Genomic DNA, 23,633 nt, shown 5'->3' with positions numbered 1-23,633 from the left:
ATTACGCAAGGCGGAGTTCGGCGCCGATAGCTGACGATAGGGCAGAGACGATGTTTTTTTGCCAGTTGTCAACGATTTCGTGTTTCAGCGTGCCGTCTTCGTCGCGGAAGCAGAGCGAAATTGTAACGCTCTTTTTGCCGGTGTGGATTGGCTTGCCCCTGTAAATGCCGACGAATTTCAATTCCTCAAGCTCGGATGGAGCTTTCGACAACGCAATATTTTCTATCTGCGACCACTGAACCTGCTCGTTAACTATTAGGGACAGGTCGCGGGTGATGGCCGGGAATTTCGGCAGAGGTTTTGCTTTGATTTGCCCGGCTTTTAAAGCCGTGATACTATCAAAATTAATCTCGGCGGCGCAAACCACTTGCGTTTTGATATCAAGGGCCGTGAGTATCCGGTCTTTTACAGCGCCGGCAGAGCCGATAACAACATCATTTACGATTATGTCGGCGCCGGTAGAGGCCCAGAATACATCTGCCGGTTTGAATACGATTTTTGCCGAGGAGTCAACGGCCTTTATCGCGCCTTCAATCGCACCTCGCAGGACTCTAAAATCATCATCGCAAAGAGCGGCCAAAGAACTGTTTTCAGAATGCGAGCCGTCCTGAAGTTTTTTGAATACGTTTGCCAGTTCGTAAATTTTTATATTCTTATTGCCTGCATTGTAATTTCTCGCGAGAGTCTCGAGTAAAGAGCCAATGAGCGAACTTCGCAAAAGATTTGCAGTTCTGCTGCTTTGGTCCTGTACGACAAGGTGGGTATCCGATGTTTTGCCGGTTATCAGTTTGGCGATAGTCTCGCTGTTGAAGCCGGGCGTTATTGTTTCGTAAAAACCGCAACTGTTAAGAAAACCGCTTGCCCTGCCGATTATCTGCTGTCTTTCGTCAACGGGAGTTACTTCAATATTGATTTTCTGACGTATGGCTATTTTGTCGAAGCCGTGAACGCGGGCGACTTCCTCAATCAAATCTACTTCCCTTGTGATGTCGGGCCGCCATGTCGGAATTGTACAGAGAATCTTATCGTTTTCCGGTTTTTGTGGGCTGAACGAAAGGCCGCGGAGAATTTCAAAAATCGACTGCTGCGGGATATCGATACCGAGCAGTTTTTTGACCCTGCTGAATCTCATAGTAACCATACGGTGGTTGGGGATTTTGCCGGGATATGCGTCAACTACGCCTTCGACAATTTTTCCGCCTGCGACCTGGGCGATGAGCTGGGCGGTTCGCTGGGATGCCCAGTCAATCTGTTCGATGTCAACGCCTCGGCCAAATCGGTAGGCCGCTTCGCTGGGCAGGTTTAGGTTTAGCGAGGTTTTCCTGGTGATTACAGGATTAAACGATGCGTCCTCAAGAAGAATATTCGTGGTAGTATCACTGACTTCAGTTTCGATACCGCCCATAACGCCGGCGATAGCGACAGGGCCTGCTGAATCGGCGATGATAAGCATATCCGGCGCAAGTACACAGTTTGTGCCGTCGATGCTTACGATTTTTTCGTTTTGCACTGCGAGACGGACAATGATTTTGGCGCCTTTGATTTTATTATAGTCGAAAGCATGGGGCGGCTGGCCGGTTTCCATCATCGCATAGTTTGTCGCGTCAACGACGTTATTAACGCTGCGAAGACCGATGGCTTCGAGACGCTTGGTCATCCAGGAAGGACTCGGGCCTATTTTCACGCCTTCAATAATTCTGGCGGTGTATCTGCCGCAAAGAGCAGGCTCGGCGATATCGACACTAATCAGGGAAGATATGTCTTTTTTGAGAGGCTCAAATTTTATTTTCGGCAGGCTTAGTTCCCGGCCAGTAGCGGCGGCGATTTCACGGGCTATGCCGATATGAGAAAGGCAATCCGGACGATTGCTGGTGATTTCAATGTCTATAACCGCATCGTCGGCGAGCTGCTCGATGCTTTCCGTGTTAAAGCCGAGATTGCTTAAAAGAACGGCAAGCTCCTGCGCAGATTCAGTTATCGGTACGTAATCCTTAAGCCAGTTTAGAGAGATTTTCATTTTTCGATACCTTCACGGCGTGGGCTAAAGCCCACCCTACAATATACTAAACGAGATTTCTCGACTACGTCCCGAAATATCGGGACTTCGCTCGAAATGACAATAGAGCGTTAAGGTGATAATTTAACCAATAGGGGATGAACTGTCAATAATAGGTTTTGTTTTTAACCTTTTACGGCGGTTACGACTCTGTCGTTATTGCTGAAATCTTTTTCAATTTTTATGGGATTAAAGATTTTCGTTTCTTCGAGCAGTTTTCGGACGGCTTGTCCCTGCAGATAGCCGATTTCGAGCAAAAGAACGCCGTCTTTTTTCAAATGGGCGCTTACCTGCTCAGCAATTCTTCGATAGATATCGAGACCGTCAACTCCGCCGTCGAGAGCGAGTTTAGGCTCGTAGTTTTTGACCTTCGCGTCAAGTTTTTCATATTCTGGTATGCTGACATAAGGCGGATTGCAGACAATCAAGTCGAATTCTTTGACATCGAGCCGGCTGATTATCGGTGCAAATAAATCGCCATGCAGAAGTTCGATTCTTTGGCCAAGGTTGTATTTTGCGATATTTTCGGCGGCGACACTTAAGGCCTTGTCGCAGATGTCGGTGGCGATAATTTTCGCGTCTGGAAAATTTTTCGCTATTGTAACCGAAATGCAGCCGCTGCCCGTGCATAGGTCGCAGACGTGCTGTGTGCCGCTGCGGGTGCGCAAAAATTCTATCGCTCTTTCGACGAGCAGTTCCGTTTCAGGTCTTGGTATCAGGCAGTCGGGGGAGACTTTCAGTGAGAGAGAATAAAATTCACACCTGCCGGTTAAATACTGGACCGGTTCGTTTTCGAGACAGCGTTTGACGAGTGCGCGGAGTTTATCGAGATGCGGTTTGTCGACTTCTTTGTCGAAGTGCATGTAAAGCTGTATTCTTTCAAGGCCCAGCACGAAAGATAAAAGCAGTTCTGCGGTGAGGCGCGGCGAGTCGATTTTCTTTTCAGTGAAATGACTTACCATCCAGTCGAGAAGTTTTTGTATTGTCCAGGTCTGACTCAATTTTCATCCTCGGAAGGTTCTGTAAGTGCAAGCAACTGGCGTTCAAGCTCGAAAATAAGCGAATCGACATAATCCGTATCGACAATCTTCGGGCAGTCGGGGCGGAGATTTCTTCTATGGCCTTCCTGGAGCCTTTCGGAAAGCGGGACGATTTTATCGTGCATAACGCGTTTGTCGGCGTAATAGACTATTTTTTCCTCGATTGTCCGCGGCCTTAAAGTCTCGTCAATCAGCGTTCTGTACGCGTGTTTTTTAATCGCCAGGGCGATTTCAGGCCAGTCGTTTTTCAGTAATTCATAAGCGGCGTCTTCGTGGCAGAGACCTTTATATTTTTCATTTAACAACTGCCAGTTTTCCCTGTCCTGCGGGCTTATCGGCTCATCGAATATTTCGTCGAGCGGCTTGTTAAAATCGCAACTTCTCAGAATGTCGTGCAGCAGACAGGCCCTGTGTACAAAATCGACATTTACACTTGTGCCGTTGGCGGCGATTTTTTCAGCGAGAGAAGCGGCAAAATCGGCTGTTATTTCACAATGCCGAATAATGTGTTTGGGTACATAGCATTTTTCCAGCAGCTCATAACACTGGTCGATGGTCGGAATTTTACAATCCTGCATTGTTTCAATCCTTTCCAATAAAGGCGGCGTCCCAGTCTTTCCAGACAGCTTCGAGGCCGTTAGATTTCAGCATCGAAGATACCTGCCGTGGGGTTCTATCGTCAGCGATTTCGAATTGTTTCAGCGACGCATCTTCCTCGGCATAACCGCCGGGGTTTGTTTTACTGCCTGCGCTCATTCGAGTTACACAAATCTGAGCCATATTATCCCTGAAACGCGGCGATTCACGGGTCGACATCACTATCTCGGAATCCGGAAAACATAATCGAAGCGAAATCATTATCTGAACAAGTTCAGTATCACTAATCATATGCTTAAAAAGTTTTTCGTCAACGTTTTCGGCAGGGCGCATTCTCGGAAAAGAAAAGGAGACTCTCGCCTGCCAGTATTTTTTCATAAGAAAATTTGCGTGCTCTGCCAGCGCGACGGTCTGAGTTCGCCAATCGCTTAGGCCGATTAAAAAGCCAAGCCCCAGACTCCTGAAGCCTGCTGCGGCTGCCCGCGAAAGAGTATCAAGTCGCCAATCGTAATCTGATTTGGGGCCGGTTTTGTGGAATTTGGCGTAATCGGTGCGGTCGTAGGTTTCCTGATATATAGCGATGCTTTCAACGCCGGTGGCGAAAAGTTTTTCGTAATCTTCTGTCGAAGCAGGATAAATCTCGATTGCAATAGAGCTGAATTTTTCACGCAGTTTTTTCGAAAGCTCGACAAGATAAGGAATAGTTACGAATTTTGTATCCTCTCCGCTGACAATCAATATATGCCTGAATCCCTCATTGGCGAGGATATCGGCTTCTTTGCAGGCTTGTTCAACGCTGAGTCTCTTGCGTGGCAGATTACTTTTTGCATTAAAAGCACAGTATGGACAACTGTTGACACAAAAATTGGAGACATACAGCGGGGCGTAAAGCTGGATTGTATTTCCGAAACGCTGACGTGTAATCTGACGGGCTTTTTGCGCCATCTGTTCGAGATAATTTTGCGATTCCGGAGACATTAACGCTTCCAGTCTTTCGGGACTGTAACCTGTATCATCGTGTATTGCTTTTTGGATATCCATTTAGTCTCTTAAGAATCCGGTAAGCGGACTTGAAGCGTCAGCTTGTTTTTTTTCGCCTGCTGAGCCGGCTTCAAATGCTTCTCTGCCGGCCTGCACTGCTTTTTTGAAAGCCTCGGCCATCTTTACCGGGTCGTTTGCTGTTGCGATGGCGGTATTAATCAGCACGGCATCTGCGCCCATTTCCATAGCTTCTGCCGCGTGAGAGGGCATACCGAGGCCGGCATCGACGACTACGGGAACTATCGCCTGCGAGATAATTATTTCAATCGCGGCTTTTGTTTTCAGGCCCTGATTAGAGCCAATCGGCGAAGCAAGCGGCATAACCGTCGCAGTGCCGATGTCCTGAAGTTTTTTTGCCAGCACAGGGTCGGCGTTTATATAAGGCAGGACAATGAAACCTTCCTTTACGAGAATTTCGGCGGCCTTTAATGTTTCAACCGGGTCGGGCAGCAAATAATACGGGTCGGGCGTAACTTCAAGTTTGAGCCAGTTTATTTCAGTCGCGGCTCTTGCAAGTCTTGCCAGGCGAACCGCCTCATCGGCGTTTCTTGCGCCGGAAGTATTCGGCAGAAGGAGATATTTTTTTCTGTCGATAGCGGCCAGCATATTATCCTGCGGATTCTGGATATCGACCCGCCGAAGAGCGACTGTTACCATTTGGGTTCCGGATGCTTCGATGGCCTCAGCCATAATTTCGTTCGAGGCGTATTTACCTGTGCCGATAAATAACCGGCTATGAAACTCTTTGCCTGCTATAATAAGTTTATCTTTCATATATCATCCGCCGCCTACAAATCTGATAAGTTCAATTTTCTGCCCATCGTGAAGAGTCGTCTTTTGAAAATTACCGCGGGCAATAATTCGGCCGTCCACTTCCGCAACAACGGTAGCTTCGTTCACGCTGAGAAATTCGAGCAGTGCCTTAAGCGTTTCCGGCAGGGCCCCGTCGAAAGTTTTGTCTTCACCATTTATTTTTAATACTGCCATAATATTCAACCGTCAATTATTAATTCCACAATCGCGTTGGCCTGATGGCCTGCGGCAATCGCCACGCGAGGGGCCATGAGACTTAAACCTGATTCTATTCCGCTGTTGCCGTCGCCGATCATTATCAGTCTGTCCGAAATTTTACGAGTCTGGATTTCGTTGCTTTTCCCGTAACCGCCCAATCCGCTAACCGCGACAATCTTAACATTATCCATTTTATTCAGTACGGTTTCGACGAGCATTTGCTTTTGGTCGGCCTTGTCGAAACACTCGGCGATAATGAGACAATCCGGGAAAATTATCGGGACATTATCAGGTGTTAATCTTACCTGATGGCCGTCGATTTTGATATACGGATTAATCAGCCTTAAATTTTCACTCATGGCTGCGACTTTATTTGTTCCAAGCTGGTCGATAAAATATTGCTGGCGGTTAAGGTTGCTTTGTTCTACTAAATCAAAATCCGCAATCACAAGTTTCCCTACGCCGATACGGGCAAGCGAAATAGCGACATTCGAGCCGAGGCCGCCGAGTCCTGCGATTCCGACTGTCGCGGATTTTAATTTTTGGTGCACAGACTCACCGTGGCGTTCGATGAGCATCGCCTCGAATTGTTCACAACTCAATTTTGCCATATATCTGCCAATAAAAAACGCAGCCTGCGAAAAGGACTGCGTCAAGATTTTTTTGTCTTGTGCCTCCCTTGCAGGAATTACCGCTGCTAAAGGTTCGAAGGGTCGTCCCTTAGGGACCTCTCAGCCCCATTCCTGAGGCTCCCCTGTCACATCAATATTAACTTTTATACGATTTTATAAACAATGGTCGAAAAAGCCAATTAATTTTCTTTTTGCGGCAAATACTTTTCCAAAAACGCAGACAGACGAGGAACTTCCACCTTTGCGGCTTTCCATATTTCATGCAGGTCAACACCACGATAGTGGTGGATAAGTTTATCCCGCATACGAGCCATTGCCGACCATGGGAAATCAGCGTTTGCCTTGCGGAAATCTTCTGAAAGCAGTTTGGCAACCTCGCCAATAACAAGAAACTGATGAATTACAGCGGATTGTGTTTTCTGGTCTTTGCTAAATTGTTCGAAATCCATTTCGTCAACGAAGCAGGCAATCTGGCGACAGGCAGTGGTCATATCCAAAAGTAAAGACATGTTACGCTGCATAGATTACCTTTGCGCTGTTGAGAATTTCCTTGCGGCAAATCCAGTTTGGATTTTCTTCTACGGCCTGGCGATTGACAAGGTCAACTTCTCTGGCGAATAATATAACCAGTTCGTTTTCCATGCGGTAATGGTCGAACATACTCCAATTGGCATCGGGTTCAAAAACAACTAATAAATCCAGGTCGCTGTCAGGGCGAAGTTGTCCCCGCGCGGCAGAGCCAAAAACTGACAATTGCATAATTTTCCATTTGCGGCAAAAATCTGCTATTTTTTCCTGGCTGACGCCAAAATCAACGGTGGTCATTTCAAGTTCTCCAAAAACAGATACATATTAATTTTACATAAAACAGGGCGGAAAACAAGTAAAATCCTTTTGTTTATCGGCCTTGTAATTGGGGCGAATTGACAATATAATATACAGTTTTAATCAGGAAAGGCATTATGGCAAAATTGACCAAACTCGACGACATTGTATCGCTTTGCAAAAGGCGAGGTTTTATATTCCAATCCAGCGAAATCTACGGCGGACTGGCGAGCTGCTATGATTACGGCCCGTTAGGCTCGGAACTCAAACGCAATGTCCGCAATGCCTGGTGGAAAAGCACAGTCCAGATGAGGGACGATATTGTCGGTCTGGATTGCAGCATCTTTATGCATCCATTGGTCTGGAAGGCATCGGGACACGCCGATAAATTCGCGGACATCGTAACGGTTTGTAAAAAGTGCAACGTCCGAAGCCGAGTTGACCATTTGACCAATGCGGAAAATAAAACCGCAGAAGGTCTTGCGGGCAAAGTTTGTCCGGGTTGCGGCGCTGTCGGTAATTTCACAGAGCCGATGCCGTTTCGCCTGATGTTTGAAACGCAGATGGGCGCCAATACTGACGATTCGATGACGATATTCCTGCGGCCGGAAACCGCTCAGGGAATTTTTGTAAACTTCCGGAACGTTCTCGATACGACAAGGATAAAAATACCTTTCGGCATAGCGCAAATCGGAAAGAGTTTCCGAAATGAAGTTACGACAAAGGCGTTTATCTTCCGGACAAGGGAATTCGAGCAGGCTGAAATCGAATTTTTCTGCGTACCGGGAACGGACGAGCAGTGGTACGAGCACTGGAAAGAGGTTCGATTTAACTGGTATCTGAATCTGGGAATGAAAAAAGAAAATCTTCGGCTTCGCCAGCATGAGAAAGACGAGCTTGCCCATTACGCCAAGGGCTGCGTTGACGTCGAATATAAATTCCCGTTCGGTTCTGGCGACTGGCAGGAACTTGAAGGAATTGCAAACAGAACCGATTTTGACCTTCGTCAGCACCAGAGAGGAATGAGAACTCTAAATGCATGGTACGAGAAGAAGGGAGATTTGTCGAAGATTGACCTTAACAGCGAGTCGGAAGATTATCAGAAAGGCCCGCTGTCGTATTTTGACGAAGAAGCAAAGCAGAGGTTTGTTCCTTATGTAATCGAGCCAAGCGCCGGAATCGACCGGAGCTGTCTTGCGTTTCTGGTTGACGCTTACGATGAGGAAGAGGTCAACGGCGAAACCCGGAATCTGCTGCGTTTTCATCCTGCTATCGCGCCGATAAAGGCCGCGATATTTCCGCTTGTCAAGAAAGACGGAATGCCTGAAATCGCCACGAAAATTTATGACGACCTGAAAAAATATTTCTCCTGCTTCTATGACGAAAAGTCCGCAGTCGGCAGACGCTACCGCAGGCAGGATGAGGCCGGTACTCCTTTCTGCATTACAGTTGACGGCCAGACGAAAGAGGACCAGACCGTAACCGTTCGCGAGCGCGACAGTATGAAGCAGGAAAGAATAAATATCTCGCAGGTAAAACAATATCTGCGCGAAAAACTGGATATATAAAAAATTTAAAGGTTAATAAAAAATGAAAAAACTTTATTTGTCAAAAACGGACAGGAAAATTCTGGGTGTTTGCGGCGGAATCAGCGACATGACAGGAATTGATTCGACACTGATAAGACTGCTTCTTGTTTTCCTGTGCCTGATTACGGCCATACTGCCGCTGGTAGCAACTTATATTGTAGCGGGGATAATCACGCCGGAAAGACCGCAGGGACAATAAAATAATGATATTGGACGCCATAGGGAACTGCAAGCTTTACAGTCAACTTTCTCCTCGAATCGCCGATGCGATGAAAATAGCGGCCCAAACCGATTTTGAGAAAATTCCAGACGGCAAATATTCTATTGATGGCGACAGCCTGTTTTATATGGTTCAGCGATACCGAACCAAACCGCCGATGGAAAAAATCGAGGCGCACAGGAAATACATTGACCTGCAGTTTATCGCCAAAGGCAAAGAACAAATCGGCTATGAGCCGGCAAATCAACTAAAGATACATACGCCTTACAGTGAGGAAAAAGATGTCGAATTTTTCTTTGCCGACGGCGATGTAACTTTTCTTAATATGACCAAAGGCAGCTTTGCGATATTCTGGCCCAGCGACGCCCATATGCCCGGCTGCCAGACAAATAAACCGGAAGATGTTATAAAAGTTGTTTTTAAGATAAAGGTTTAAAGATGCTTAAAAATCTTACGAGGATTTCGGATTTAAAAAACCATGTCGATAAAGAAGTTACCATCGGCGGATGGGTTTACCATTCAAGGCCCGGCGGCAAGGTAATATTTCTCGTCGTTCGTGACGGAAGCGGATTGTGCCAGTGTATTATCGAAAAGACCAGCGTTTCGGAAGAATTATTCCGTCAGTTGGCACATCTTAGTACGGAATCTTCTCTTACTTTGGCCGGTACGGTGCGAGCCGATGACAGAAGCGTCGGCGGTTACGAACTTGCCGTTACCGATGCGAAAGTTATGTGCGAATCGATGGATTATCCGATTACGCCGAAACAGCACGGCATAGATTTTCTTTTAAAAAATCGTCATTTACATCTGCGTTCGCAAATGCCGTGGTGCATCGGCAAAATTCGCCATACGCTGGTAAATGCCATCAGGCAGTTTTTCAACGATAATGGTTTTACATTGATTGATACGCCTATTCTCACCGGCATTGTCGGCGAAGAGGCGGGGAGTCTGTTTAATGTCGATTATTTCGGAATGCCTGCTTTTCTGACACAGACGGGACAGTTACATCTCGAATGTGCAGCACTAAGTTTCGGCAAAGTTTATTGTTTCGGGCCGACTTTCAGAGCGGAAAAAAGCAAAACCCGCAGACACCTGACCGAATTCTGGATGGTCGAGCCGGAAGTTGCGTTTGTAGATTTGCCGGGACTTTTGGAAATCGCTGAAAATTTTGTTTCCTTTATCATAAAAGAAGTTCTCGAAAAAAATGAAGCGGAGCTTAAAACGTTGGGAGCGAATATCGATGCTCTTAAAAAAATCACACCGCCGTTTTATCGGCTGACTTATACGCAGGCTTCTGAAATACTGACGAGCCAAAAAACACAGGATTTCTTAGCTGCACAGTTAAACGAATTTAAACAGGCAAAGCAGGATATTGAAAATAAAATCACCGCTCTTGAAACAGAGGCAAAAGGTCAGCTTAAACAGTGGCGGCAGGATAAAATCGCGTCCGAGCTTATTGACCTGCGCAGCGATTTAGCGGAAATAGAGACTAAAATAGAAAATAATCCAAAGCACGCAAAACTGGCCTCTGAATTCAAATGGGGTGAGGACCTTGGCGGCAGCGATGAGACGATAATTTCGCTTATGCATGATAAACCTGTCTTTGTAACGCATTATCCAAGAGAAGCGAAGGCGTTTTATATGAAGCAGGACCCGGAAAACGCAAAAGTTGTGCAGAATTTCGATATGCTCGCCCCGGCAGGCTTTGGCGAAATCATCGGCGGCTCGGTCAGGGAAGATATTTACGAAAAACTGCTCGAGCGGATAAATGAAGAAGGCTATAAACTTGAAAATTACCAGTGGTATCTCGATTTGCGAAGATACGGCTCGGTTCCGCACGGCGGTTTTGGTTTAGGCGTCGAAAGAACGCTTGCCTGGCTTACCGGCGAAAAGCATATCCGCCAGTGCATCGCTTTCCCGAGAATGATGGATAAAATTCTGATTTAAGCCACAGAGTCTATATTTTTTTTAGCCACAGAGAACACAGAGATCGCAGAGCTAAAAAATGAATAAAAAAGACATAGAAAAATTAGCGAAAAATCCAAAATTCATAAGTGGGGTTTATAATTATTGTGACAGATGGTGCGAGAGATGCGTTTTTACGTCGCGATGTATGAATTACGCAATGTGCGAGGAAAAATTTGACAGCCCCAAATCAAAAGATATAAGCAATAAGGTTTTTTGGGATAAGATGCAGGAAATATTCAGTGCAACCATGGAAATGGCTAAAGAGGCAGCAGAAAAAATGGGCGTTGACCTTAATTCCATTGACTATGAAGAAGCAGAAAAGCACGAGGAAAAAGTACGCGAATTTTCAGAAGGGCAGCCGTACAGCAAAGTCGCACTTGAATATTCAAAAATGGTTACTAAATGGTTAGATTCAAATAAAGAATTGATTGAAGACAAAACACAGGAATTATTGACGCATTTACAAGCGGAGATTCCCGGCACAAAACCTGTCGATGAAGCAATAAGGATAAAAGATTGTCTTGAAGTTGTTAGCTGGTATCAGTACCAGATATACGTTAAACTTTGCCGGGCAGCAAGCGGGATAGTGAATGGCGAACTTGGAGAAATCGAATATTGTCAGGAAGATGCCGATGGTTCTGCGAAAGTAGCGATTATAGGAATTGAGCGTTCTATTTCGGCATGGGGCGGCTTGCTGAATTATTTTCCTGAGCAGGAAAAAGCGATTCTTGACATACTGATAAAGTTAAAGGCCTTATTACGGCAAGTTGAAACTGTATTTCCAAATGCCCGTTCTTTTGTCAGGCCGGGATTCGATACTTAATTCTTTTGATTATTGCAGCAGCTCTCTTTTCCCAATAATCGAGTTTTTTGCACTAATTCCGCGCCCCGGCGTTTCATTTCAACACAATCGAAAGTTTTAGTCTTCCTGCTCAACTATTTCTTCCAAAAAGTTTTTACAAACAGACGGCACATTTCCGGCAAGCCCTAAAAGTCTTTGTTTGTCGAGCATATAACCATAACCGTGGATTTGCATATGTCGGAATAGAAGAAGTTTCTTAAATGCCTCAAATTGTTCCTCGGATATAACCGAATCCTTTTTTGCAGCAATCAGTAAATCCTTATGTTAGCTTTCGGTCTTTTTAACTTTTACGCCTTTATTCTCCAGCCTGCTGTATAATATTCGCTCAATGCCGCTATATACATCCTGCAGCAATTTGCCCAGGGCGATAACCTCATATTCCGACAAATCACGCTTTGACAGCAGTGGTTTTATCATAGCCGCGGTGTGTAGAATATTTTTCTGCTCAGCCTTTATATAATCAGCTTCTGCGCTCATATATACAAACCCCATCCCTGCGTATCAGGGAAGCAATTGGAAGATTCTGTGAAAGGTCAATGAGGTCAACAGGCTTTGGCAGATCAAAAAACAATCTGCCGTAGAAATCAAAAAACTTCTCTGGAGACAGTCCTTCGACCGCAAAATCAAAGTCTTTAGCGTGTTTTTCATCTTTTACTGCTGAGCCAAACAGCCATACCCTCTCGACTCCGTACTGTTCAGCACAGGATTTAACAATTTGTCTAACTTGCGAGGAAAGCATAATTTAAGTATAGATTATCACTTATATGCTGTCAAACAAAAAACTGCCGGTTTTTACCAACAAGCCGCGACGGACAACTATCAACTTTTTCTATATTTTTTGTAAATTCCAAACGCCAACACCGCAAGCAGAATTACTGCGCTGATGTGTTCAATCGGCGTTGCGCTCATCTTATGAAAATGGCCGTGAATCTGACTGCCTAAATCAGTAAACATAACGTCAAGGAGCAAGCCTGACACTAACGCGCAAATTGCGACGGTAATAATATAGATAATCGCGGTTTTATTGCCCAGAATTTTCCAAATCATTACAAAGCCTGCCGCGTTCGTCGCAGGACCTGTCATAAGAAATACAAGAGCGGCACCGGGAGACAAACCTTTTGCGATAAGAGCGGCCGCTATCGGTACAGAAGCCGTCGCACAGACATAAAGCGGTATGCCGACGAACATCATCAAAATCATAGCGCTGATTCCTGTTCCGATTTTGTTGGCGAAAAAATCGTCCGGCACGGCGACTGAAATAATCGCCGCTATCACAAGGCCTATCAGCATCGCTGCGCCGATGTCACGAGGCAGAACGATAAAGGCGTGCCTGAAACCGGTTATAAGTTTGCTTTTGTTTTCTGAGGAATCTTCCTCGTCATCAGTTTCGGCAATAGCGGAATCTTTATGGTCGAATAAATCAACGGCGACTCCGCCGAATATTCCGGTTATTAAAGCGATGACAGGTCTTGCAATCATAAAAACCGGACCGAGCAATGCCCATGTTACAAGGATGCTGTCAACGCCGGTCTGAGGCGTGCTTAAAAGAAACGCGATGGTTGCGCCTTTGCTCGCGCCGCGTTTGCGAAGCGACATCGCTACCGGTATCACGCCGCAGCTGCACAACGGCAGAGGCACGCCGAAAAGCGAAGATTTGAATATCGGCCAGATGCCTTTTCCGCCGAGATGCTTCTGCACGAAACTTGTCGGTATCAAAACCTTCAGTATGCCCGCGACAGCGAAACCGAACAGCAGGTAGGGACTCATTTGACCTACTATGGCCCATAAATCAGCGAGCAGCGATTGTAAAAAATTAATCATCGATTATCCTGCGACAGTTTCCCTGTTTTTGACCTGTCCGTCAAGGCTTATTGTTATGTCTTCAAAGCCAATCTTTTTTCCGCTGTTTACGATAGCCTGCTTCACAAGCCGGGTCAGGCCGAAACAGCAGGGCACTTCCATATGTACGATGGTAAGACTATTCAGGTTGCAGGAATTCAGTATTTGTGTCAGTTTTTCAATATAAGGTTCGACATCGTCCAGCTTCGGGCAGGCGATTATGAGACTGTGGTCTTTCAGTAGTTTGCTGTGAAAATCTCCCATAGCGAACGGCACACAGTCGGCGGTTAGAAGCAAATCGGCTCCCTGTAAAAACGGAGCGTTTGCCGAAACAAGACTAAATTGTATTGGCCAATGACTTAACTGCGAAGCTATATCGCCCTGTGCCTGATTTTTTTTGGTGAATTGTTTGGCCATAGTGCCGGGGCAGACAAAACCTTTCGGCGGCGATGGTTTTTTCTCGCTTTCGAGATGTTTTTTTACTGCCTGTTCGTCGAAGCCGGCACATTCTCTTTTTTCAATGGTAATCGCGTCCTGCGGGCAGTGGCCCAGACATGCGCCGAGACCATCGCAGTATGTTTCACTGACCAGCTTCGCCTTGCCGTTGATTAGTTTTATCGCGCCTTCGACGCAGGCCGTAACGCATTGGCCGCAGCCGTTGCATTTATCCTCGTCGATTTTTACGATATTCCTAATACTCATATTAACCTTCCGCGTGGGCTAAAGCCCATCCTACATTTTTTAAGCTCTAATCATAATCAAAAGCATTTTAAATTTTTCTTTGGCCTGCACGGCGTGCGGTACATTTGCGGGCATAATCACAATTTCACCCGCTGATGCTTTTATTTTTTTGCCGCCGATGACAAGTATCGCCCGTCCGTCAACAATCTGGACGAGCGCATCGTAAGGGGCCTGGTGTTCGCTTAGGCCCTGTCCTGCGTCGAAAGCGAAAAGCGTTACAGTGCCGACAGATTTGTCGATTATCGTTTTGCTGACAATAGAATCTGCGGAATATTCGACAAGTTCTGCGAGATTAACCGCCTTTGCGACGCAGGCCTTTAAAACAACATTTTTTTTAGTTTTCATTTTTTTCTCTGTGGCTAACCAAGCATTTCAGCCATATCCTTTTCAGGATCGCCAATCGGTTTTATATTATATTTTTCGACAAGGAAGTTCAGAATATTCGGAGATACAAACGCCGGCAGGGAGGGTCCGAGCCTGATATTCTTTACCCCCAGGTAAAGCAGCGTAAGCAGAATCGCGACAGCTTTTTGTTCGTACCAGGAAACGACGAAAGATAAGGGTAAATCGTTTACACTGCATTTGAATGCCTCGGCGAGAGCTGCTGCGATTTTTATCGCTGAATAACAATCATTACACTGGCCTGTATCAACCAGTCTTGGTATTCCATCGATTGAGCCAAAATCGTTATAATTGAAGCGGTACTTTCCGCAGGCTGCGGTAAGTATTACGCAGTCTTTAGGCACAAGCTCTGCGACACGGGTAAAGTAATTTCTTCCGGGCTTTGCTCCGTCGCAGCCGCCGATGAAGAAGAACCGTTTGATTTTTCCGGCTTTTACCGCCGCTATAATTTTATCCGCAAGTCCGAGCACTGCGGTGTAATGGAAACCCGTGCTCAGTGTGCCGGCTTTGTTTTCCTTCAGCGGCGCCGATTTCAATGCCTTTTCGAAAACTTTGCTGAAATCGCGTCCTTTGATGTGTTCGACTCCCGCTACTCCTGCAATGCCGCAGGTAAACATCCTGTCCTTGTAGCTGTCTTTTGGAATCATAACGCAATTGGTGGTAATCAGCATAGCGCCTGAAAATTCATCGAATTCCTTGCGCTGATTTTGCCAGGCGGTTCCGTAATGGCCGACGAGATGTTTGAATTTTCTCAGTTCCGGATAGCCATGCGCAGGCAGCATTTCGCCGTGCGTATAAATATTTATGCCCTTTCCCTCTGTCTGTTTCAAAAGTTCAATTAAATCGAGCAAATCGTGGCCTGTAACGACGATGCCGGGACCTGCTTTTGTTCCCGCGAAAACCTGTGCCGGCGTTGGCGCGCCGAACCGTTCAACGTGGGCGTTGTTCAGCATTTCCATGGTTTTCAAGTTCATTTGGCCGGCCTTGAGTACAAGGTCGATATGTCTTTGCAGGTCGAAATCGACATTGGTCAGAGTGGCGAAAAGCGCTTCGTGCATAAAGCCGTCAACTTCCGGGTCGCTTTTGCCGAGTTCTCTTGCATGATAAGCGTAAGCGGCTATGCCTTTAAGGCCGAAAACGAGAATATCCTGAAGACTTTGAATGTCCGGGTCTTTGCCGCAAACTCCGACTTTCGTACAGCCCTGTCCTCCTGCCGTCTGTTCACATTGATAACAAAACATAATTATATCCTTTCAGTTTTACAAAATTATTTTTATTTTAGTAACTTATCCAGCGTCGTATCTTTTAATGACGCTTCGATATATTTTTGCAAAGACGCCAGTTTTTTACTAACTGCGCATTTAGGTTTCTTTGGACAGCTTTTAGGGTCGAGGACGCATTGATTAAGACACACCTCCCCCTGAATGGCCCGTATTACCTGATACAGGTTTATTTTCGCCGGCTCTTTGGCAAGCTCGAAGCCGCCGGTTGCGCCCATACTGCTTTTAACTAATTTTGCCGAGGAAAGTTTCTGCAGCAGTTTGCAGGCCAGCGTTTCGGAGACATCCTGATTCTTTGCAAGCTGTCTTGCGGAAATGGGCTGGCCGCCGTAGTTTTCCACAAGCCCGACAACAAGCCGCAGGGCATAATCTGTGTTTCGTCTTATTACATCCATTGTTTATAGTCCTGAAAAATCAACAATCTATATAAGACTAATATAGTCCTACATCGGAAATATGTCAAGTGTGTTTTAAAATTTTTTTAATTTATTATTCAAAATCACATTTCGGTGATTTTTCGCCAGTTTCTTCCGTCTTTCTGGACGAGTGCGTCAGCCTCCGGGAAGCTGTCGCTTCCGGCGCGGTAAGGAAATGGTGCTATCTCCTGTTGTTTCCAGAGGTTAAGGATGTTGTCGATTAGTCCCCAGGCGAGTTTTACATCGTCGATTCTTGTAAATAAAGTCTGGTCGCCGAGCATACAATCGAGCAGAAGTCTTTCGTATGCGTCCGGCGTATCTGTGCCGAAAATTTCGGTATAGTTAAAATCCATTTCGAGAGTGCCGATACAGAGTTTCGGCCCCGGTCTTTTGGCCTCGAAGAAAAGACTTATACCTTCCTTCGGCTGAATTTTAATTACAAGTACGTTAGACGGCAGCTCGTCTATACCGGCCGAGGCGAACATCGAATGCGGAACTTTTTTGAAGGTTACCGCTATTTCCGTAACGCGTTTTGCCAGTCTTTTTCCTGTCCGCAGATAGAAGGGCACATCCTGCCATCTCCAGTTATCCACGAAAAGTCTCGCTGCGACGTATGTTTCCGTATTTGAATTTTTTTCGACATTTGCTTCCTGCCGGTAAGCCGGTATATTTTTTCCGTCGATGCTTCCGGCGGCGTATTGGCCTTTGACGATATCCTCGCTCCACGGCTGGAGATTGAACGGCCGAATACATCTTAGAAGTTTTACTTTTTCATCGCGGATGTGTTCGGCATGGAAGGACGCCGGCGGCTCCATCGCGACAAGAGAAAGCATGCTCATCATATGATTGACGAACATATCCCGAAGAGCGCCGCTTTTGTCGTAGTAGCTGCCCCTGGTCTCTATGCCGATTGATTCGGCGATGGTTATCTGGACATGGTCGATATGGTCCCTGTTCCATATCGGCTCGAAAATCGAATTGGCGAAACGGAACATCAGGATATTTTGAACGGTTTCCTTGCCGAGGTAATGGTCTATCCGGTATATCTCTTCTTCGGCGAACCATTTGCTTAAGCAGTTGTTAAGCTCAAGTGCGCTTTTCAAATCTCTTCCGAATGGTTTTTCAACGACTAATCTTGTGAAACTGTTGTTTTTGTTAAGTCCTGATTGTCCGAGCTGTTGAACAACTTCCTGGTACATCTCCGGCGGCAGGGAAAGGTAAAAAACCCTTCCGGAATCTCTGCCCTGTTTTTTGTCGAGTTCGGAGAGTGTTTTTTTGATGTTTTCGTAGAAGTTTTTGTCGCTGTAATCGCCGCTTACGTAATAGAAACTGTTTAAGAAATCAGTTTTCTGTTTTACCGGAATATCTTTTATCGACTCGGCGGCTGTTTTTATGAAATCAGCGCTGCTGAGATTTTTTCTTCCGCATCCGAGAAAGAAAAAACCATTTCCGAGCAGGCCTCTTTTAAAGAGATTGCCGAGAGCGGGAATAAGTTTTCTTTTAGCCAAATCGCCGGAAGCGCCCAAAACGACAAGACCGCAGGCCGGTGCCGGCGACTCAACGCAAAGCATTTGCTCGTGTGTGACCGATGGATGAATCTTTTCCATCTTTAACTGTTTTAGCCGTTATATGGCTCGAATTCATCCTTGCCCGCGCCGCATTCCGGGCAGACCCAGTTGTCAGGAACATCTTCGAATGCGGTTCCCGGCTCAACGCCGTTATCTGGGTCGCCCTTGACCGGGTCGTAGATATAGCCGCACATAGTACATTTGTATTTTTTCATGGTTTTATCTCCTTTTGAAATTTCTGGTTTTTGCTGTTGCGTTTCTGAAGATTTTTTCTGATAGGTTGCCGCTGTTCTCGGCGTTCTGCCTTTCTTTACGTCGCGATAATAGTTATATGTCATCGCGATTTTTCCGTTATTGAATTGCTCACAGGCGACTACCTTGCCTATAAACAGCGTATGAGTTTCCACATCGATGAAATTTATCACCTGCGCTTCGACATATCCGGTAGTATTTTCAAGGACAACCGGGCAGCCTGTTGTGCCTCGTTTGGATACGGTATCCTTGAATTTATCGAAGGTTTTACCTGAGCGAAAGCCGAACATTCCTACAAATTTTATCGGCGTATCTTCAGCGAGAACGGAGACGGCAAAAAAACCGCTGCTTTTTATATACTCGTGCGTAACGTTTTCTTTGCTGACACTTACGACGATTATCGGCGGTTCCGGAGTAATCTGGAAAACAGTATTCGCGATGCAGCCGTTGACGGCGTGAGCCTTGGTAGAGCTTAATATATACATTCCATAGTTAAGCTGGAACAGGGCTTCCAAATCAATTTTGCCGGCTTCCATAATCAGGTATCCAAATTATTCGAGATGTTTCTGCAGGGTTACAACGTGTCCCATTTCTTCTCTTATTATTTCGTCGATTTTGCTTTTGCCGGCCTGCGACTTCACAAGTTCCTTAATGCCGATATAGTAATCTATAGAAGCTCTTTCAGCGGCAATAGCGATTTTCAGCACCTGCTCCGGCGTTTCATTGCCGGTAAATTCGACTTTCGGGGCGGCTTTTCCTTCCCAGCCGGCGTTTTTAGCCATCGCCTTTAAGTAATAAATCACTTCGTTGTCAGGGTCGAAAACGCCCGCATCGTCGCTTTGCGTCAGTAGATTTGCCCGCATATCGGCGAAAATCTTTTCATGGTTATCTTCCATTTCCGCAAGCCGCAAGAAAAACGGCTTGAGCGATTTATCTTTTGTTTTTTCCGCTGCCAGCCGGTAGAACTTTGCGCCGTTGCGTTCGATTTGTTCGGCGATTTCAAATATTTCAGCGATTGTGAAACTTGCCGTCATAGTATTGCTCCGCTAAAGTTAGTCTTTGTCCTCTCCGCCGAATTCTCTTTTTTCAAGCTGATGGTCCAGCATCAGCAGGCCGCCGGCGGAATCCTTAATAAGTTTTAATTTCTCGACGATTTTAAGTGCGCTGGCTTCTTCTTCCACCTGTTCATCGACGAACCATTTAAGGAAACTTGCAGTCGCATGGTCTTTTTCGCTTTGCGCCAGTTCCAGAAGTTTGTTTATTCTGTCGGTGATGAACTGTTCGTGCTTGTAGGCGGCTTCGAACGCGGCCAGCGGGCTTGCCCAACTGCTCTGCGGTTTTTCCAGTGCTTCGAGCTCGACCCTGCCGTTTCGGTCGTTGATAAAATCGTAAATTTTCGCGGCGTGAGTCATTTCTTCCTTTGTTTGAACCCTCATCCAGTTGGCGAACCCTTCGAGATTGCTGAACATAAAATACGCTTCCATCGCGTGATACAAATATGCCGAATGCAGCTCAGCGTTTATCTGGTCATTCAGCGCCTCAACCATTTTTTCGCTTATCATAAATTTTCTCCTTTAACTGTCAAAATTCGTTTAGGCTTTCCACAAGCCGTGGATATTGCAGTATTCTCTTGCGGTTACTTTTACAGCGTCTATTTTAAACACAGCCTCCGGTTTTTGTCCCGGTGCGAGATATTGTTTGTAAACTTTTCCGTCAGCCTGCAGTTCAATCCATTCGATATAATGTTTTTCTTCCATCGGATGTGCGACCGAGCCGACCTTTACTTTGTATCCGCCGTCGATTTTTTCGATTATCGGCACGTGCTTTTCCTTCGCGCCTTCGGTGGTATTTTCCACAAACAATTTCATCGGCTGGCCGCAGCAGACAAGCTCTCCGTCGCCGCCGTGTGTAACCTCGACAATATTTCCGCACAACATACATTTGTAAATTTCAAGTTTTTTTGCCATAGCTTACCCCTTTCGTATATATTATCTATTATTCGTCAGCCGGCGTTTTTTGTTCGGTATATTTTTTCAGCCGGACACTTTATTGTCGGTTTTTGAAAAATTATCCAGTTCTTCCAGCAGCTGCCATGTTTTCTTGGCCTCTTCTTCGTCGAGAACTGTTATCGCAAAGCCTGCGTGGATAAGGACAATGTCTCCCAGTTTCACATTTGGTACAAGTGACGTCTTTGCCTGTATGCGATTGCCTATGGCGTCGGCGATTGCGTCGTCGCCTTTAAGTTCGATTATCCTCGCGGGTACTGCAAGACACATAATTTATTTATCCTTTTTATATGGCTCTGGCCGCAATGGCCGCCTGTCCCAGTGAAATACACCCATCGTTAGCCGGTACTGACTGATTAAATAATACCCGCAATCCGGCTTTTTGCAACAAATCAATTAACCTTTCCAAAAGAAACCTGTTGCAGAACACCCCTCCGCTTACGGCAGCGGTATTTATGCCGGTTTTCTGGCTTGCCTTTTTTGTCAGGGCAAGGAAAAATTCAGCTATTGTATTGTGAAATTTTGCCGCGATAACCCCTTTGTCGGCCCCGTTCGCTCTGTCGGCTATGATGCCTTTGAGCATATCCCCGATTTCCACTGTGATAACTCCGTTTTCCCGCAAAGCGAACGGATAACTTTCCTTAATCCTTTTATCCGCTATCGCCTCAATGGCCATCGGAAGCTGCGCCTCGAAGTGGTTATAGTTCCCGAGTCCGCAAAGAGCCGCCGCCGCGTCGAATAACCTGCCCAGGCTCGATGTTGATATGGTATTTATATTTTTTTCAATCTGCTGCTCGATTGCAGTTCTTTTTTCTTTATTCGGCTCGATTTCATTAAGAATATTTTCAGGGACAGAAAGATTATATTTTTTCATCAGGCCGATTATCGGCCTGATTGCTTCTTTCGCCGCAATGTCTCCGCCTGCGAGCGGAAAGTACGCCAAATGTCCGAACCTCTGGAAATCGTCGAGCGAGGCAATCAGACATTCGCAGCCCCAGATTGCCCCGTCATTGCCATAACCTGTGCCGTCTGCGACAAGTCCAATAACTTTTTCATCTATATTATGTTCGGCAAGAACGGAAGCGATATGCGCCCAGTGATGCTGAACCTCGAAAAGTTTGTCTGCTTTAAGTTTTCCTGCATATTGGCTCGAAAAATAACCCGGATGCATATCGCAGGCGACAATCGAAGGATTAACCTTAATAAGTTTCTTGAGATGTTCGATTGAGCCGAGCCAGTGTTTGTAAACGCTCGCGTCAGCCATATCGCCTATATGCTCGCTGACGATGAACCGGTTCTTTTTTACGAAGCAGAATGTATTTTTCAAATCCGCTCCTGCCGCGAATATATCCGCGCAGGCAGATTTCTTTGAAATAAAAACCTGCGGCACAAATCCCCTCGACCGCCGAAGCAAAACGGGTTCGTTTTTTATAATGTGAACGATGGAATCATCGACCTGCCGGTAAATTTCTCTGTCGTGTGTCAAAAACGCATCGGCTATGCCGCCCAGTTTTTCAATTGCTTCTTTGTCTTTGCAAATCAAAGGCTCATCGGAGATATTTCCGCTGGTCATCACGAGGACGTTTAGCTTTTTCCCGGCGAAGATTAGATGATGCAGTGGGGTATAGGGCAGCATAAAGCCGAAGGTATTGACTCCTGCCGCGACAGACGGCGCGATTGTGTTCGGCTCTTTTTTAGGCAAAAGCACAATCGGAGCCTGAATGCTTTTCAGAGTTTCTTCAGATGTTTTATCGACCTCGGCGAACTGTCTGATTTTTTCTATATCGGCCGCCATCATAGCGAAAGGTTTATCGTCCCGCATCTTGCGTAGCCGGAGTTGTTTGACGGCGTTATCGTTTTCAGCATCGCAGGCAAGATGAAAACCGCCAAGCCCTTTAATTGCTAAAATCTTCCCTTCCAGCAGGAGACGAACTGTTTCCGCAATAACTTTATCGGAATCGCTTTCAATTTCCTTTCCGTTGCTTTCGCAAAGTTTAATCTTTGGCCCGCATACAGGACAGGCGACGGGCTGGGCGTGAAATCGTCTGTCGGACGGATTTTCATATTGCTCTCTGCATTTGTCGCACATCGCAAAATCGGACATTGTCGTGTTCGGCCTGTCATAAGGTATTGTTTTTATAATTGAATATCGCGGCCCGCAGTTTGTGCAGTTGATGAAAGGGTAGCGGTATCGAAAATCTCCTTTGTCGAACAGTTCCCTCAAACAGTCTTCGCAGGTCGCTATATCGGCGGTAACTTCGGCGATTATCGTTCCACCGGCGATGCTTCGTTTTATCTCGAAAGTCTTTTCATCCGCAATCGGCTCGACATCCGCCGAATCGAGAGAGATAATTTTTATGAGCGGCTTTTCTTCGCGGGCATTTTTTAATCTTTCTATAAAGTTATCGGCGATGCTTTTTATGCCCTGAATTTCTATTATTACGCCCTGTGTGTAATTATAAACGAAGCCTGTCAGTTTAAGCTCGTTTGCGAGTTTGAAAACAAAAGGCCGAAACCCGATTCCCTGCACCTGTCCGTGTACCGTTATTTTTTTTCTAATAATTGTCATATCATATCGGTTTCAATTATGTGCGGCAATTTTTCAAGCGGACAGTCTGCGCATTTTGCTTTTGGTTTGCAGAATTCCTTGCCGGCCCGCACAAGCAGGGCGTGATATTCGTTGAAAAGTTTCACATCGCTTTCGAGATTATCCTCGAACAGGCTTTTAAGCTGCTCGTAATCGCACTCGGGCTCGATTAGCTGATGTCTTGTCGCGATTCTGTATGTATAAGCGTCAACGACAAACACCGGCCTGTCGAAAGCATAAAGCAGAATTGAATCCGCTGTTTCTCTTCCGATACCGTTTATCTGCAGAAGTTCTTCCCGCAGGTTTTCGGTATGGATGGGCTCTATTTCGGCAAGCGAGCCGTTATGATTTTCGAAGAGCCATTTCAGAAAATTTTTAAGTCTCTTTGCCTTGATATTGTAATATCCTGCGGGCCTGATAAGCTCGGCAAGGGCAGGCTGCCCGAGGGCATAAAGTTTTTCAAGACTCATTGCCGAGGCTTTTTTCAGGTTGCCGATGGCCTTTTCGACATTTTGCCAGTTGGTGTTCTGGGTCAGTATCGCCCCGACGATAATTTCATCTCTGGTTTCGCCCGGCCACCATCGCTGCGGCCCGAACCGCTCGAACAGTAATTCGTAAATCTGTTGTATCTTTTCTCGTGTCATATTTTATGCGGCATTATCAGGCACTTTTTTGCGGACGTCAAATGATATGTTTTGCTT

The 23,633-nt window shown here is 46.0% G+C and carries 30 protein-coding genes and 1 riboswitch; of the genes, 5 read left to right on the top strand and 25 right to left on the bottom strand.

What is annotated here, in order from left to right:
- Nucleotide 1 precedes the first annotated feature (1 nt).
- The 9 genes from pheT to WC496_05965 all read right to left on the bottom strand — a co-directional run bounded on the left by pheT (nt 2) and on the right by WC496_05965 (nt 7,202).
- A complete protein-coding gene (gene pheT / locus WC496_06005; protein MFA5292573.1) occupies nt 2–2,017 on the bottom strand; it encodes a phenylalanine--tRNA ligase subunit beta in 2,016 nt (671 codons plus the stop codon).
- Between the two features lie 164 nt (nt 2,018–2,181).
- A complete protein-coding gene (gene prmC / locus WC496_06000) occupies nt 2,182–3,057 on the bottom strand; it encodes a peptide chain release factor N(5)-glutamine methyltransferase (GenBank protein MFA5292572.1) in 876 nt (291 codons plus the stop codon).
- Nucleotides 3,054–3,674: an HD domain-containing protein gene (locus WC496_05995; GenBank protein ID MFA5292571.1), complete on the bottom strand. Its 621-nt coding sequence runs from the start codon at nt 3,672–3,674 to the stop codon at nt 3,054–3,056. Before WC496_05995 ends, prmC begins: the two co-directional genes overlap by 4 nt.
- A 4-nt stretch (nt 3,675–3,678) precedes the next feature.
- Entirely contained in the window at nt 3,679–4,734 is a 1,056-nt protein-coding gene (thiH, locus tag WC496_05990; GenBank protein MFA5292570.1) for a 2-iminoacetate synthase ThiH, read from the bottom strand.
- Nucleotides 4,735–5,508 carry a thiazole synthase gene (locus tag WC496_05985; protein ID MFA5292569.1) on the bottom strand — a complete coding sequence of 258 codons (774 nt, stop codon included), beginning with the start codon at nt 5,506–5,508 and terminating at the stop codon, nt 4,735–4,737.
- Between the two features lie 3 nt (nt 5,509–5,511).
- A complete protein-coding gene (gene thiS / locus WC496_05980) occupies nt 5,512–5,721 on the bottom strand; it encodes a sulfur carrier protein ThiS (protein ID MFA5292568.1) in 210 nt (69 codons plus the stop codon).
- A 5-nt stretch (nt 5,722–5,726) separates the two neighbouring features.
- The gene (gene thiF / locus WC496_05975; protein MFA5292567.1) at nt 5,727–6,356 is read right to left on the bottom strand and encodes a sulfur carrier protein ThiS adenylyltransferase ThiF; all 630 of its coding nucleotides are present in this window, start codon (nt 6,354–6,356) and stop codon (nt 5,727–5,729) included.
- Nucleotides 6,357–6,403: 47 nt separating this feature from the next.
- A riboswitch (TPP riboswitch) is annotated at nt 6,404–6,511 on the bottom strand.
- A gap of 45 nt (nt 6,512–6,556) precedes the next feature.
- Nucleotides 6,557–6,898, bottom strand: coding sequence for a DUF86 domain-containing protein (locus tag WC496_05970; GenBank protein MFA5292566.1), 342 nt, complete (start codon nt 6,896–6,898; stop codon nt 6,557–6,559).
- The gene (locus WC496_05965) at nt 6,888–7,202 is read right to left on the bottom strand and encodes a nucleotidyltransferase family protein (protein ID MFA5292565.1); all 315 of its coding nucleotides are present in this window, start codon (nt 7,200–7,202) and stop codon (nt 6,888–6,890) included. Before WC496_05965 ends, WC496_05970 begins: the two co-directional genes overlap by 11 nt.
- 137 nt (nt 7,203–7,339) lie before the next feature.
- Between WC496_05965 and WC496_05960 the strand changes: the two genes are divergently transcribed.
- From WC496_05960 to WC496_05940, 5 genes are read left to right on the top strand one after another with little or no spacing between them, the layout of a single operon-like run.
- Nucleotides 7,340–8,770 (top strand): glycine--tRNA ligase, encoded by a 1,431-nt coding sequence (locus WC496_05960; protein MFA5292564.1) that lies wholly within the window; start codon nt 7,340–7,342, stop codon nt 8,768–8,770.
- A 22-nt stretch (nt 8,771–8,792) separates the two neighbouring features.
- Nucleotides 8,793–8,990 (top strand): PspC domain-containing protein, encoded by a 198-nt coding sequence (locus WC496_05955; GenBank protein MFA5292563.1) that lies wholly within the window; start codon nt 8,793–8,795, stop codon nt 8,988–8,990.
- A gap of 4 nt (nt 8,991–8,994) precedes the next feature.
- Nucleotides 8,995–9,447 carry a YhcH/YjgK/YiaL family protein gene (locus WC496_05950; GenBank protein MFA5292562.1) on the top strand — a complete coding sequence of 151 codons (453 nt, stop codon included), beginning with the start codon at nt 8,995–8,997 and terminating at the stop codon, nt 9,445–9,447.
- Nucleotides 9,448–9,449: 2 nt separating this feature from the next.
- Nucleotides 9,450–10,958 (top strand): asparagine--tRNA ligase, encoded by a 1,509-nt coding sequence (locus tag WC496_05945; GenBank protein ID MFA5292561.1) that lies wholly within the window; start codon nt 9,450–9,452, stop codon nt 10,956–10,958.
- A gap of 58 nt (nt 10,959–11,016) precedes the next feature.
- The gene (locus WC496_05940) at nt 11,017–11,802 is read left to right on the top strand and encodes a hypothetical protein (protein MFA5292560.1); all 786 of its coding nucleotides are present in this window, start codon (nt 11,017–11,019) and stop codon (nt 11,800–11,802) included.
- A gap of 96 nt (nt 11,803–11,898) precedes the next feature.
- Here the strand turns inward: WC496_05940 and WC496_05935 are convergent, their stop codons facing one another.
- From WC496_05935 to WC496_05860, 16 genes are all read right to left on the bottom strand, one after another.
- On the bottom strand, nt 11,899–12,090 hold the full coding sequence (locus WC496_05935; GenBank protein MFA5292559.1) for a hypothetical protein: 192 nt from the start codon (nt 12,088–12,090) through the stop codon (nt 11,899–11,901).
- A gap of 15 nt (nt 12,091–12,105) precedes the next feature.
- A complete protein-coding gene (locus WC496_05930) occupies nt 12,106–12,318 on the bottom strand; it encodes a hypothetical protein (protein MFA5292558.1) in 213 nt (70 codons plus the stop codon).
- Nucleotides 12,302–12,580 (bottom strand): nucleotidyltransferase domain-containing protein, encoded by a 279-nt coding sequence (locus WC496_05925; protein ID MFA5292557.1) that lies wholly within the window; start codon nt 12,578–12,580, stop codon nt 12,302–12,304. The genes WC496_05930 and WC496_05925 overlap by 17 nt, the downstream gene beginning before the upstream one ends.
- An 80-nt stretch (nt 12,581–12,660) precedes the next feature.
- Complete coding sequence (locus WC496_05920) at nt 12,661–13,662, bottom strand: permease (GenBank protein MFA5292556.1); 1,002 nt, start codon at nt 13,660–13,662, stop codon at nt 12,661–12,663.
- Nucleotides 13,663–13,665: 3 nt separating this feature from the next.
- Nucleotides 13,666–14,382 (bottom strand): 4Fe-4S binding protein, encoded by a 717-nt coding sequence (locus WC496_05915; GenBank protein ID MFA5292555.1) that lies wholly within the window; start codon nt 14,380–14,382, stop codon nt 13,666–13,668.
- Nucleotides 14,383–14,421: 39 nt separating this feature from the next.
- Nucleotides 14,422–14,766 (bottom strand): cupin domain-containing protein, encoded by a 345-nt coding sequence (locus tag WC496_05910; protein MFA5292554.1) that lies wholly within the window; start codon nt 14,764–14,766, stop codon nt 14,422–14,424.
- Between the two features lie 14 nt (nt 14,767–14,780).
- On the bottom strand, nt 14,781–16,064 hold the full coding sequence (gene hcp, locus WC496_05905; protein MFA5292553.1) for a hydroxylamine reductase: 1,284 nt from the start codon (nt 16,062–16,064) through the stop codon (nt 14,781–14,783).
- Between the two features lie 32 nt (nt 16,065–16,096).
- On the bottom strand, nt 16,097–16,498 hold the full coding sequence (locus WC496_05900; GenBank protein ID MFA5292552.1) for an Rrf2 family transcriptional regulator: 402 nt from the start codon (nt 16,496–16,498) through the stop codon (nt 16,097–16,099).
- A 104-nt stretch (nt 16,499–16,602) separates the two neighbouring features.
- The gene (zwf, locus tag WC496_05895) at nt 16,603–18,126 is read right to left on the bottom strand and encodes a glucose-6-phosphate dehydrogenase (GenBank protein ID MFA5292551.1); all 1,524 of its coding nucleotides are present in this window, start codon (nt 18,124–18,126) and stop codon (nt 16,603–16,605) included.
- A gap of 11 nt (nt 18,127–18,137) precedes the next feature.
- A complete protein-coding gene (locus WC496_05890; GenBank protein ID MFA5292550.1) occupies nt 18,138–18,875 on the bottom strand; it encodes a flavin reductase in 738 nt (245 codons plus the stop codon).
- A gap of 15 nt (nt 18,876–18,890) precedes the next feature.
- On the bottom strand, nt 18,891–19,373 hold the full coding sequence (locus WC496_05885) for a ferritin family protein (GenBank protein MFA5292549.1): 483 nt from the start codon (nt 19,371–19,373) through the stop codon (nt 18,891–18,893).
- An 18-nt stretch (nt 19,374–19,391) separates the two neighbouring features.
- The gene (locus WC496_05880; GenBank protein MFA5292548.1) at nt 19,392–19,901 is read right to left on the bottom strand and encodes a ferritin; all 510 of its coding nucleotides are present in this window, start codon (nt 19,899–19,901) and stop codon (nt 19,392–19,394) included.
- 30 nt (nt 19,902–19,931) lie between these two features.
- The gene (locus WC496_05875) at nt 19,932–20,306 is read right to left on the bottom strand and encodes a desulfoferrodoxin (GenBank protein MFA5292547.1); all 375 of its coding nucleotides are present in this window, start codon (nt 20,304–20,306) and stop codon (nt 19,932–19,934) included.
- A 66-nt stretch (nt 20,307–20,372) separates the two neighbouring features.
- Nucleotides 20,373–20,615 (bottom strand): HypC/HybG/HupF family hydrogenase formation chaperone, encoded by a 243-nt coding sequence (locus WC496_05870; protein MFA5292546.1) that lies wholly within the window; start codon nt 20,613–20,615, stop codon nt 20,373–20,375.
- A gap of 16 nt (nt 20,616–20,631) precedes the next feature.
- On the bottom strand, nt 20,632–22,914 hold the full coding sequence (gene hypF, locus WC496_05865; protein ID MFA5292545.1) for a carbamoyltransferase HypF: 2,283 nt from the start codon (nt 22,912–22,914) through the stop codon (nt 20,632–20,634).
- Nucleotides 22,911–23,576 carry an endonuclease III domain-containing protein gene (locus WC496_05860; GenBank protein ID MFA5292544.1) on the bottom strand — a complete coding sequence of 222 codons (666 nt, stop codon included), beginning with the start codon at nt 23,574–23,576 and terminating at the stop codon, nt 22,911–22,913. The genes hypF and WC496_05860 overlap by 4 nt, the downstream gene beginning before the upstream one ends.
- Between the last annotated feature and the right edge of the window lie 57 nt (nt 23,577–23,633).

Source organism: Phycisphaerae bacterium, from assembly GCA_041652575.1.
Taxonomy (GTDB): Bacteria; Planctomycetota; Phycisphaerae; order Sedimentisphaerales; family UBA12454; genus UBA12454.
This window is presented reverse-complemented; position numbering and strand designations above follow the sequence as displayed.

Coding starts and splice junctions, on each gene's coding strand:
- WC496_05925 (MFA5292557.1), bottom strand. CDS start 12,580: ATGCTTTCCTCGCAAGTTAGACAAATTGTTAAATCCTGTGCTGAACAG.
- WC496_05955 (MFA5292563.1), top strand. CDS start 8,793: ATGAAAAAACTTTATTTGTCAAAAACGGACAGGAAAATTCTGGGTGTT.
- WC496_05870 (MFA5292546.1), bottom strand. CDS start 20,615: ATGTGTCTTGCAGTACCCGCGAGGATAATCGAACTTAAAGGCGACGAC.
- WC496_05910 (MFA5292554.1), bottom strand. CDS start 14,766: ATGAAAACTAAAAAAAATGTTGTTTTAAAGGCCTGCGTCGCAAAGGCG.
- WC496_05890 (MFA5292550.1), bottom strand. CDS start 18,875: ATGGAAGCCGGCAAAATTGATTTGGAAGCCCTGTTCCAGCTTAACTAT.
- WC496_05960 (MFA5292564.1), top strand. CDS start 7,340: ATGGCAAAATTGACCAAACTCGACGACATTGTATCGCTTTGCAAAAGG.
- WC496_05875 (MFA5292547.1), bottom strand. CDS start 20,306: ATGGCAAAAAAACTTGAAATTTACAAATGTATGTTGTGCGGAAATATT.
- WC496_05900 (MFA5292552.1), bottom strand. CDS start 16,498: ATGGATGTAATAAGACGAAACACAGATTATGCCCTGCGGCTTGTTGTC.
- WC496_05950 (MFA5292562.1), top strand. CDS start 8,995: ATGATATTGGACGCCATAGGGAACTGCAAGCTTTACAGTCAACTTTCT.
- WC496_05915 (MFA5292555.1), bottom strand. CDS start 14,382: ATGAGTATTAGGAATATCGTAAAAATCGACGAGGATAAATGCAACGGC.
- hypF (MFA5292545.1), bottom strand. CDS start 22,914: ATGACAATTATTAGAAAAAAAATAACGGTACACGGACAGGTGCAGGGA.
- WC496_05970 (MFA5292566.1), bottom strand. CDS start 6,898: ATGCAGCGTAACATGTCTTTACTTTTGGATATGACCACTGCCTGTCGC.
- thiS (MFA5292568.1), bottom strand. CDS start 5,721: ATGGCAGTATTAAAAATAAATGGTGAAGACAAAACTTTCGACGGGGCC.
- pheT (MFA5292573.1), bottom strand. CDS start 2,017: ATGAAAATCTCTCTAAACTGGCTTAAGGATTACGTACCGATAACTGAA.
- WC496_05945 (MFA5292561.1), top strand. CDS start 9,450: ATGCTTAAAAATCTTACGAGGATTTCGGATTTAAAAAACCATGTCGAT.
- zwf (MFA5292551.1), bottom strand. CDS start 18,126: ATGGAAAAGATTCATCCATCGGTCACACACGAGCAAATGCTTTGCGTT.
- WC496_05930 (MFA5292558.1), bottom strand. CDS start 12,318: ATGAGCGCAGAAGCTGATTATATAAAGGCTGAGCAGAAAAATATTCTA.
- thiH (MFA5292570.1), bottom strand. CDS start 4,734: ATGGATATCCAAAAAGCAATACACGATGATACAGGTTACAGTCCCGAA.
- WC496_05965 (MFA5292565.1), bottom strand. CDS start 7,202: ATGACCACCGTTGATTTTGGCGTCAGCCAGGAAAAAATAGCAGATTTT.
- WC496_05995 (MFA5292571.1), bottom strand. CDS start 3,674: ATGCAGGATTGTAAAATTCCGACCATCGACCAGTGTTATGAGCTGCTG.
- WC496_05885 (MFA5292549.1), bottom strand. CDS start 19,373: ATGACGGCAAGTTTCACAATCGCTGAAATATTTGAAATCGCCGAACAA.
- hcp (MFA5292553.1), bottom strand. CDS start 16,064: ATGTTTTGTTATCAATGTGAACAGACGGCAGGAGGACAGGGCTGTACG.
- WC496_05985 (MFA5292569.1), bottom strand. CDS start 5,508: ATGAAAGATAAACTTATTATAGCAGGCAAAGAGTTTCATAGCCGGTTA.
- WC496_05880 (MFA5292548.1), bottom strand. CDS start 19,901: ATGATAAGCGAAAAAATGGTTGAGGCGCTGAATGACCAGATAAACGCT.
- WC496_05920 (MFA5292556.1), bottom strand. CDS start 13,662: ATGATTAATTTTTTACAATCGCTGCTCGCTGATTTATGGGCCATAGTA.
- WC496_05860 (MFA5292544.1), bottom strand. CDS start 23,576: ATGACACGAGAAAAGATACAACAGATTTACGAATTACTGTTCGAGCGG.
- thiF (MFA5292567.1), bottom strand. CDS start 6,356: ATGGCAAAATTGAGTTGTGAACAATTCGAGGCGATGCTCATCGAACGC.
- WC496_05940 (MFA5292560.1), top strand. CDS start 11,017: ATGAATAAAAAAGACATAGAAAAATTAGCGAAAAATCCAAAATTCATA.